This is a genomic window from Corallococcus sp. CA041A (genome assembly GCF_003612075.1).
GTDB classification, from domain to species: Bacteria; Myxococcota; Myxococcia; order Myxococcales; family Myxococcaceae; genus Corallococcus; species Corallococcus exiguus.
Genome location: NZ_RAWF01000704.1, coordinates 1 through 421 on the forward strand (window position 1 = coordinate 1; position 421 = coordinate 421).

Sequence of the window (421 nt, forward strand, 5' to 3'; positions counted from 1 at the left end):
CGCATCCACGAGCAGTGATATCGCAGCGGTTTCGCGCATCCCGGGCAGCATGGAGCTCTGGTGGGTCGGCGGAAACGGATCCGTCGAAGGCGCCTACTGGTACGATGGTCAGCCCTGGGCGCGGTACCAGATCGCAGGTCCCGGCAGCGTATCCACGAGCAGTGGTATCGCAGCGGTTTCGCGCATTCCGGGCAGCATGGAGCTCTGGTGGGTCGGCGGAAACGGATCCGTCGAAGGCGCCTACTGGTACGATGGCCAGCCCTGGGCGCGGTACCAGATCGCAGGTCCCGGCAGCGCATCCACGAGCAGTGATATCGCAGCGGTTTCGCGCATCCCGGGCAGCATGGAGCTCTGGTGGGTCGGCGGAAACGGATCCGTCGAAGGCGCCTACTGGTACGATGGTCAGCCCTGGGCGCGGTAC

General features: G+C 65.8%; 1 protein-coding gene. It reads left to right on the forward strand.

Annotated features, from left to right (window positions below; translation table 11 throughout):
* Positions 1–421 (forward strand): hypothetical protein (locus D7V77_RS45450; protein ID WP_233597595.1); only part of this gene is annotated, 421 nt, incomplete at both ends.